Source organism: Accumulibacter sp. (assembly GCF_032229525.1).
GTDB lineage: Bacteria > Pseudomonadota > Gammaproteobacteria > Burkholderiales > Rhodocyclaceae > Accumulibacter.
Window position 1 is genome coordinate 1 of the sequence record NZ_JAVTWB010000140.1, and the last position, 9,063, is coordinate 9,063.

At 62.6% G+C, this 9,063-nt stretch carries 8 protein-coding genes and 1 pseudogene; all 9 read right to left on the reverse strand.

The window, feature by feature from the left end:
• On the reverse strand, positions 1-866 hold an 866-nt coding region (gene truB, locus RUW20_RS10190), incomplete at its 3' end, for a tRNA pseudouridine(55) synthase TruB (protein WP_313952096.1).
• Positions 863-1,228, reverse strand: coding sequence for a 30S ribosome-binding factor RbfA (gene rbfA, locus RUW20_RS10195; RefSeq protein ID WP_313952103.1), 366 nt, complete (start codon positions 1,226-1,228; stop codon positions 863-865). The genes truB and rbfA, both read right to left, overlap by 4 nt.
• 21 nt (positions 1,229-1,249) lie before the next feature.
• Positions 1,250-4,126: a translation initiation factor IF-2 gene (gene infB, locus RUW20_RS10200; RefSeq protein ID WP_313952097.1), complete on the reverse strand. Its 2,877-nt coding sequence runs from the start codon at positions 4,124-4,126 to the stop codon at positions 1,250-1,252.
• A gap of 19 nt (positions 4,127-4,145) precedes the next feature.
• Positions 4,146-5,618: a transcription termination factor NusA gene (gene nusA, locus RUW20_RS10205; RefSeq protein ID WP_313952098.1), complete on the reverse strand. Its 1,473-nt coding sequence runs from the start codon at positions 5,616-5,618 to the stop codon at positions 4,146-4,148.
• A 14-nt stretch (positions 5,619-5,632) separates the two neighbouring features.
• Entirely contained in the window at positions 5,633-6,100 is a 468-nt protein-coding gene (gene rimP / locus RUW20_RS10210; protein ID WP_313952099.1) for a ribosome maturation factor RimP, read from the reverse strand.
• A gap of 129 nt (positions 6,101-6,229) precedes the next feature.
• Positions 6,230-7,030: a pseudouridine synthase gene (locus RUW20_RS10215; RefSeq protein ID WP_409559342.1), complete on the reverse strand. Its 801-nt coding sequence runs from the start codon at positions 7,028-7,030 to the stop codon at positions 6,230-6,232.
• A gap of 166 nt (positions 7,031-7,196) precedes the next feature.
• Positions 7,197-7,790, reverse strand: coding sequence for an SMC-Scp complex subunit ScpB (gene scpB / locus RUW20_RS10220; RefSeq protein ID WP_313952101.1), 594 nt, complete (start codon positions 7,788-7,790; stop codon positions 7,197-7,199).
• Positions 7,768-8,613, reverse strand: a complete 846-nt coding sequence (locus RUW20_RS10225; RefSeq protein WP_313952102.1) for a ScpA family protein — start codon at positions 8,611-8,613, stop codon at positions 7,768-7,770. The genes scpB and RUW20_RS10225 overlap by 23 nt, the downstream gene beginning before the upstream one ends.
• Positions 8,614-8,637: 24 nt before the next feature.
• Positions 8,638-9,063 (reverse strand): annotated as a pseudogene (locus tag RUW20_RS10230) (tryptophan--tRNA ligase); the annotation flags it as partial.

Below are 9,063 nucleotides of genomic sequence, written 5' to 3' on the forward strand. Positions count from 1 at the left end.
TGCACACTGCCCTGCTCATCGACTTCGCCGAGACCGAGTAGACGGTCCTGGCCGTAGACGCGGCATTTCCCGGGCAAACAGCTGCTGCTCACCGGGTTGCCGTGGACAAAGCGCAGCGCGGCCTCGTCGTCGAGATGGACGGCAGGCAGACTCTGCAGCAGGGTATCGGGAGCCAACAGCCAGCAGCTGCGCTGATCTTCCGAGTACGCCGCCAGCTGATCCAGGGTCACCGCATCGGCCACCCGGAGAGCACCGACGGCGACGCGGCGCAGCGCCGTCAGGTGGGCACCACAGCCGAGAGCATGGCCCAGATCCTCGGCCAGGCTGCGGATATAGGTGCCTTTGCTGCAAGCCACCCGCAGGCGACAGCGATCGCCCGAGAAATCAAGCAGCAGCAACTCGTGGATGGTCACCTCGCGCGCCTCGCGCTCGACTTCGATGCCCTGGCGCGCCAGCTCGTAGAGCGGTTTCCCGTCCCTTTTCAAGGCCGAGTACATCGGTGGCACCTGTCGAATTGGGCCGCGGAAAGGCGACAGGGCAGCGGCCACTTCTGTTAGCCCGAAGTTGACCGGGCGGCGCTCGATGGCGACGCCGTCGGCATCGCCCGTATCGGTGCGGACACCAAACTGCAGCTCGGTTTCGTAGGTCTTGTCGGCGGCGAGCAGATCGACCGCAAACTTGGTCGCCGCGCCGAAACACAGTGGCAGCAGTCCGCTGGCCAGGGGATCGAGGGTACCGGTGTGCCCCGCTTTGGCCGCCGAAAAAAACCGACGAGCGGCCTGCAACGCGGAGTTGGAGGTCATGCCCGTCGGCTTGTCGAGCAGCAGGACCCCGTCAACGCGCTGCCAGCTCTTCCTGATACTCAAGCCGGTTCTGGAGGATCGGTGTGATCCGAGATCGCCACCGCCTCGCTGATCAGTTTCGACAGCTGCGCGCCCCGTTCCAGGGACTCGTCGAAAATGAAATGCAGTTGCGGTGTGGTGTGGATGCTGATGCGCTTGCCCAGCTCGCTGCGCAGGAAACCGGACGCCTTGTGCAGACCGAGCTGAAGCGAATCGAGATGCTCACTGCCCGCCAGGCTGCTGAAGTAGACCTTGGCATGCGCGTAGTCGGCACTGATGTGCACCTCGGTGAGACTGATCATCCCGACACGCGGGTCGCGAAGCTCGGTCCGGATCACTTCCGCCAGCTCGCGACGGATCTGCTCGCAGATCCGGTCGCGGCGCATGAAGCCCTTGTTGGCCGGCACTTACAACAGCTTCCGGGCGACTTCCGTGACGTCATAGGCTTCGAGCTGGTCGCCTTCCTCGTAAGCATTGAAGTTCTTCAGCGAGAGGCCGCATTCAAAGCCTGCCCGCACCTCCTTGGCGTCGTCCTTGAAGCGCTTCAGGCCATCCAGCTCGCCATCCCAGACGACGACATGGTTGCGCAGCAGGCGGACGCGCGAGTGACGCTTGATGACGCCTTCGAGCACATAGCAGCCGGCAATGGTGCCGATCCGGGTCGCCTGGAAGACCTGCCTGATCTCGACCAGACCGGTGATGTCTTCGCGCTTCTCGGGTGCCAGCATGCCCGACAATGCCGCCTTCACTTCGTCGACCGCGTCGTAGATGATGTTGTAGTAACGAATATCGACCCCGACGTGCTCCGCTGCCTTGCGTGCACCGGCATCGGCGCGGGTATTGAAGCCAATAATCACTGCCTTCGAAGCCTGCGCGAGGTGTACGTCGGACTCGCTGATCGCACCGACCGCCGCGTGAATGACATTGACCTTGACTTCAGCCGTTGACAGCTTCTGCAGCGACTGCACCAGCGCCTCCTGAGAACCCTGGACATCGGCCTTGATGATCAAAGGCAGGACCCTGGCTTCCGCTTCGGTCATCTGGTCGAGGATAGTCTCGAGGTTGGCGGCCTGCTTGGTGGCCAGCTTGACGTCGCGGTACTTGCCCTGACGGAACTGTGCGATTTCGCGTGCCTTGCGCTCGTCGGCCAGCACCACCGCTTCCTGCCCGGCGGCCGGAACATCGGACAGCCCGAGGATTTCGACTGGAATCGACGGACCAGCTTCTTTGATCACCTTGCCGTTTTCGTCGAGCATGGCGCGTACGCGACCGAAGACCTGGCCGGCAACCAGCACGTCACCCTGGCGAAGCGTGCCGGACAGGACCAGCATCGTCGCCACCGGCCCGCGGCCCTTGTCGAGGCGAGCCTCGATGATCAGGCCCTTGGCCGGCGCATCTCGCGGTGCCTTCAGCTCCAGCATGTCGGCCTGGAGCAGGACGTTTTCGAGCAGTTCGTCGATCCCGGTTCCAACTTTTGCCGAAACCTGGATAAACGGCACGTCGCCGCCATATTCTTCCGGCACCACTTCTTCGGCAACCAGCTCCTGCTTCACCCGATCAGGTTGTGCGCCGGGCTTGTCGATCTTGTTCACAGCGACCACCAGCGGCACGCCGGCAGCCTTGGCATGGTGAATCGCCTCCCGCGTCTGCGGCATCACGCCGTCATCGGCAGCCACCACCAGGATGACCAGGTCGGTGGCTTTGGCGCCACGCGCACGCATCGCCGTAAAAGCCTCGTGACCTGGCGTGTCGAGAAAGGTCACCATGCCACGATCGGTTTCGACGTGATAAGCACCAATGTGCTGGGTGATACCGCCAGCCTCGCCACTGGCCACACGGGTACGGCGAATGTAGTCGAGCAGCGAAGTCTTGCCGTGGTCGACGTGACCCATCACCGTCACCACCGGAGCGCGCGGTTCGAGCGGCACATCCTTGTGCTCGGACACTGCGTCGTCACCGAGGAAGGCATCGGGGTCGTCGAGTTTGGCGGCAAACGCCTTGTGACCCATTTCTTCGACGATGATCATCGCCGTTTCCTGATCCAGCACCTGGTTGATGGTCACCATCGAACCCATTTTCATCAGCGCCTTGATCACTTCGGTGGCCTTGACGGACATCTTGTGCGCCAGTTCGGCAACAGAAATGGTCTCGGGGACGTAGACGTCGTGAATCACCGCCTCGACGGGCTGCTGGAAAGAGTGCTGCTCGTCTTCGCTGCTGCCCCGACCCGACCGCTTGCCGTGCTTGTTGTCCCGCCAGCCTGCGCCACCGGTTGCGCCGCGCGTTCTCAACCCGGCCCGCTTGTTGGCCCCTTCGTTCTTCCACTGGCCTTTTTTGTCGGCCGTCTTTTTGTCGGTTACCTTCTTGTCGGATGCGGCAGGCTTGCCGGCCGGCCGGTGCAAGGTCTTGTCTTCCGCGGCGGGCTGGTCGCTGGCGGTCTGCGCCGCAACCTGCTTCGCAACTCCGGCGGCCTTGGCCGCGATCGCCTTCGCTTCGGCATCCTGCTTCAGGCGCGCAAGGTCGATAACGCGCTGCTGCTTGTTCTTGAACTCGGCTTCCTGAAGGGCGCGTAGCTCACCGTGGCGCCGCTCTTCTTCGGCGCGCAGCAGCCGCTGCTCCTCACCGATGATCGAGGCACGGGTCACCACTTTCTTGCCGCCAGCCTTGCCCTCGACAACCGGCTCGGCCTTAGCCTCGACAACCGGCTCGGCCTTAGCCTTGACAACCGGTACGGCCACAGCTTCGGCGACCGGTGCGACCACAGCTTCGGCGACCGATGCGACCACGACTTCGACGGCCGGTTCGGCCGGCACCTCGGCAACCACCTCGGCAACCACCTCGGCAACCGCTTCGGCTTTCGCTTCGATTACGGGCTCGGCCTCGACTTCGGCAACCGGCTCGACATACACGTCAAGCACTGGCTCTGCCTTTTCCTCGATGACCGGTTCGGCCGCAACCGGAAGTTGCTCCCGACGTGCCTCGACCGGATCACGTTTGACCAGGACGCGCTTCTTGCGGACTTCGACCTGCACCGTATGCGATTTGCCGTGCGAATCCTGCTGCCGAATCTCGGTCGTTTCCTTGCGCGTCAGAGTGATCTTGGTTTTCGCGTCGCCGCCGCCATGCGAACGACGCAGATACTCCAGAAGCTTGGCCTTGTCCTGTTCGGACAACAGATCGTCGGCTTCTCTCTTTGCCACGCCGGCCTTGTGCAACTGCTCGAGCAGCACACCAGCAGGCATTTTCAGCTGAGTGGCTAATTCGGCAACATTTGTTTGTGCCATATGAATTCCTTTTTCCGGCTTACTCGAACCAGTGCGCACGCGCCGTGGTGATCAGTTGTTTCGCCCTCTGGGCATCAATGCCGGTCATCTCGGTAAGTTCGTCGACGGCGAGATCGGCGAGATCGTCGCGCGTCTTGATACCACCACCAGCCAGTTTTCCGGCCAGCGACTTGTCCATCCCTTCAAGATTCAGCATATCCTCGGCGACATCCTCGATCTTCTCTTCGGTAGCGATCGCGTCGGTGAGCAGAATATTACGTGCACGCTCGCGCAACTCCTGAACGGTCGCCTCGTCGAAAGACTCGATTTCGAGCATCTCGTGGATCGGCACATAGGCCACTTCCTCAAGGGTCGACAAGCCTTCCTCGATCAGGATGTTGGCCACTTCTTCGTCAACGTCGAGCTTCTCCATGAACAACACACGGATGGCCGCAGCTTCAGCCTCAACCTGGGTCTTCGACTCTTCCTCGGTCATCAGATTGATCGTCCAACCGGTCATCTCCGACGCCAGGCGAACGTTCTGGCCGCCACGACCAATGGCGATCGCCAGGTTCTGCTCGTCGACCACCACGTCCATGCAATGCCTGTCTTCATCGACGATGATCGAGCTGACTTCAGCTGGTGCCAGCGCGCCGACAACGAACTGTGCGGGGTCGGCCGACCAGAGCACGATGTCGACCCGTTCACCGGCCAGCTCGTTGGTTACCGCGGTGACCCGCATGCCGCGCATGCCGACGCAGGTGCCGATCGGATCGATGCGCTGGTCGTTGGACTTGACCGCAATCTTGGCACGCATGCCGGGGTCGCGGGCAGCCGCCTTGATCTCCAGCAGGCCATCATCGACTTCCGGCACTTCCAGCGCGAACAGTTTGACAATGAATTCCGGCGCGGTGCGCGAGAGGATCAACTGTGGGCCGCGGGCTGAACGGTCGATACGCAGCAGGTAGGCCTTGACGCGATCGCCAACGCGCAGATTTTCACGCGGAATCATCTGGTCGCGGGGCAGCAGGGCCTCCATCTTGCCAGTTTCGATGATCGCGTTGCCACGCTCCATCCGTTTGATGGCGCCAGTCACCAGGTGTTCCTTGCGAGCAAGGAAGTCATTGAGAATCTGTTCGCGCTCGGCGTCGCGAATCTTCTGCACGATCACCTGCTTGGCAGCCTGCGCGCCAATACGGCCGAAGTCGATCGGCTCCAGCGCCTCTTCCAGATAATCACCGACCTCGACCTCGGCGTCCTGCTCCTGCGCTTCCGACAAAGGGATTTGTTGCTCCTCGTCGAGAAAGTCTTCATCGGCAACGACCTCCCAGCGACGGAAGGTCTCGAAATCACCCGTTTCGCGATCGACGACGACGCGAATGTTCGCCTCGTCGTGGACGCGTTTCTTGGTAGCCGAAGCCAGGGCCATTTCCAGCGCGCCGAAGACGATGTCTCTGGTGACGTTCTTTTCCCGTGCCAGGATATCTACCAGTAGCAAGATTTCGCGGCTCATTTGCTCATTACCTCCTAAACCAGCCTGTCGTTCGATCTTGTCAGGTCGAAACTCGGAACCAGGCGCGCCTTGTCAACATTGACCAAGTCGAATGCCACCTCACCCGAATCGAGTTGCAGGCGCACCCTACCTTCGTGCATACCCTGCAGGACACCGCTGAAGTTCCGTCGACCGTTCACTGGCAAGCGTAGCTTGAGAGTGATCTGCGAACCGGCGAAACGCTCGAAATCAGCCTCCTTCTTCAACGGCCTGTCGATCCCCGGCGAAGAGATCTCGAGGCTCTCGTAGTCGATGCCTTCGACCATCAACACGCGCGACAGCTGATTGCTGACCAGCGCGCAGTCGTCAACATCGACACCGCGCGGCTTGTCCGGCTTGTCGATGAACACGCGCAGGACGCGCCCGTGCGGACTACGCTCGACGTCTACCAGTTCGTAGCCGAGGCCAGTCACCGTTTTCTCAAGAACTTCGTGCACATCCATGGCTGCAAATAAAAAATGGGCGAAACGCCCATCCCCGAAAAATTTACCCCTGAGGGGCGACCGGAAAACCGGTGGATTATACCGAAAAGAGCCGCCGAGGTAAATCGGACCGTGATCGGCAGCGATCGCTCAACGCTCGCGCGGTCGTCGCGGCGGACGGTCGGCTTCCGGGTTTTCCATTCCGAATCCGCTCAGCAGCTTCTTCACTTCCGCCTCCGTGAGCTCGAGAACCTGCCCCCGCTTCAGGTTCGGCGGCAGCGCAAAGGGACCGTAGCGAACACGCATCAAGCGGCTGACGACCACCCCGACCGCTTCGAACATGCGCCGCACCTCACGGTTGCGGCCCTCGAACAAGGCGACGCGATACCAACGATTGGCGCCCTCGCCGCCCGCCTCCTGAAAGCTGAAGAACTGCGCCGGGCCGTCGTCGAGATCGATGCCATCAAGCAGTTGCCGACGCGCCTCGTCGGTGACTTCGCCAAGAATACGTACCGCGTACTCGCGGACCAGTTGATAACGTGGGTGCATCAGCCGGTTGGCGAGCTCTCCCGAGGTGGTCAGCAGCAGCAGGCCGCTGGTGTTGAAGTCGAGACGACCCACCGCTACCCAGCGTCCGCCGGCGATCCGGGGCATCGAAGTAAACACGTTCGGGCGATGCTCCGGGTCGTTGCGCGAAACGATCTCGCCATCGGGTTTGTGATAGATGATCACCCGCGGCAGGCGATTGGAGAAGCGCAGATTGACCAGTTTGCCGTTGACCTTCACCCGGTCACCCGGGCTGACCGTCTGGCCGACGCGCGCCGGTTCGCCATTGACGTTGATCCGGCCGGCGACGATCAGTTCTTCCATCTCGCGCCGCGACCCGATGCCACTTTGCGCCAGCGCCTTGTGCAGGCGCTCGGGCTTGGTGGCCACTTCCTGGTGACGCACACGCTTTGACGAATCGCCGCCGCTGCTCGCTGCCGGCCGAGCGCTGCTCGCCCGACCGTCAGACTCGGGCGTCGCAGCCTCGGGTGAACGCTGCCTGACGGCGCCCGCCGACGGCGGGCGCGGTGAACGCGGCGAACGAGAAGGATCGGCAGGCGATCTGCGCTTGCTAGTGGCCATCAGCGAGGTCCAGGGTTGAATTGATTTGTTCGAGGGGCGGCAACTCGGACAGACTGCGCAGTCCGAGGTCGTCGAGGAATTTTCGGGTGGTGGCCAGCAACCCCGGCCGGCCGGGCGTATCGCGATGACCGACGACGTCGACCCAGCCGCGCTCCTCGAGCACCCGGATCACCTGCGTGGCGACGCTCACCCCGCGGATGTCCTCGATGTCGCCGCGTGTCACCGGCTGACGATAGGCGATGATGGCCAGCGTTTCGAGCACCGCGCGTGAGTAGCGGGGCGGCTTTTCCGGGTTCAGCCGCTCCAGATAAGGCATGAACTCGGCGCGGGTGCGAAAACGCCAGCCGCTCGCCACCTGCAACAGCTCCAGCGGTCGCCTGCTCCATTCGCTGCGCAACTCATCGAGCAGCACGCGCAACACGTCGGCGCCGATCCGGTCGTCGAATACCTTGCGCAACTCGAGCAGCGACAGCGCCTCCCGGGTGCTCAACAGCACCGCTTCCAGCGCTCGCTTCACCTCGGCCGGGTTAGCGACGGGGTTGGCGGCGGATGTCAGAACGTCATCGGGAGCCGCTGCGGTCATCGGTCAACCTCAGATAAATCGGCGCAAACACTTCCACCTGCGTCATTTCGAGCAAATGCTCACGCGCCAGTTCGAGCAGCGCCAGGAAGTGCACCACCAGCACTGGCGCGCCCTGTTCGGGATCGAACAGATCGACGAACTCGACAAAACCGCCAGCGTCGCGCAGACGACGCAGGATCAGCCCCATGTGCTCGCGAACCGACAATTCGTCGCGCTGCACCAGGTGATGCGTATGCAGCTTGGCCTGCCGAAGGATGGCGCGCCAGGCATTCTGCAAGTCCAGCAGGTTGACCTCCGGCAAGCGTCGAAGCAGTGTCTTCTCGACCCAGACCTCGACCCAGTCGAAGTCGCGCTCGGCCTGCGGCAGTTCATTGAGCGCATGGGCCGCCAGTTTCATCTGCTCGTACTCGATCAGGCGGCGTACCAGTTCGGCCCGTGGATCCTCCACCTCGTCACCCTCGACCGCTTTCGGTCTGGGCAACAACATGCGCGACTTGATCTCGATCAGCATCGCCGCCATGACCAGATAGTCGGCAGCCAGTTCGAGGTTGTGCACGCGCATCGCTTCGACATAGACCAGGTACTGCTCGGTCAGCGGCGCCATCGGAATATCAAGCACATTCACGTTGGCCCGGCGAATCAGATACAGCAGCAGGTCGAGCGGCCCCTCGAAGGCGTCGAGCATCACCGCCATGGCGTCGGGCGGGATGTAGAGATCGAGCGGCATTTGTGTCAGCGGCTGGCCATAGATCCGGGCCAGCGGGCTTCCCGCCGCGGCAGGTGGCTGCTCGACTGCATCGGCGATGATCGCGCTATCGTTCATGGTCGTCGGGTGGGGGCTCAGCGCTCAGCTGTAGTCCAGCCCCATCGCGTCACGCACGTCGCGCATCGTCTCGCGGGCGAGCTGGCGCGCCTTGCGGTTTCCTTCGGCAATGATCTCGCGCACCAGGCGCGGATCGTCCAGATAGGGCTGCGCACGCTCGCGCATCGGCGCCTGCTCGTTGAGAATGCCATCGATCACCGGCTGTTTGCACTCCAGGCAGCCAATGCCGGCGCTACGACAACCCTGCTGCACCCACGCCTGACAGGCCTCGTCCGAATACACCTGATGCAGTTGCCAGACCGGACACTTGTCCGGGTCACCCGGGTCATCGCGGCGAACGCGCGCCGGATCGGTCGGCATGCGCCGCACCTTTTGCGTTACCGAGGCGGCGTCCTCGCGCAGGGTGATCGTGTTGCCGTAGGACTTCGACATCTTCTGGCCGTCGAGCCC

Bases quoted from the DNA above. Each gene is read 5' to 3' on its own strand.
- rbfA (WP_313952103.1), bottom strand. From the start codon at position 1,228: ATGCGCCGCGACCGGATCTGCGAGCAGATCCGTCGCGAGCTGGCGGAA.
- infB (WP_313952097.1), bottom strand. From the start codon at position 4,126: ATGGCACAAACAAATGTTGCCGAATTAGCCACTCAGCTGAAAATGCCT.
- nusA (WP_313952098.1), bottom strand. From the start codon at position 5,618: ATGAGCCGCGAAATCTTGCTACTGGTAGATATCCTGGCACGGGAAAAG.
- rimP (WP_313952099.1), bottom strand. From the start codon at position 6,100: ATGGATGTGCACGAAGTTCTTGAGAAAACGGTGACTGGCCTCGGCTAC.
- scpB (WP_313952101.1), bottom strand. From the start codon at position 7,790: ATGACCGCAGCGGCTCCCGATGACGTTCTGACATCCGCCGCCAACCCC.
- RUW20_RS10225 (WP_313952102.1), bottom strand. From the start codon at position 8,613: ATGAACGATAGCGCGATCATCGCCGATGCAGTCGAGCAGCCACCTGCC.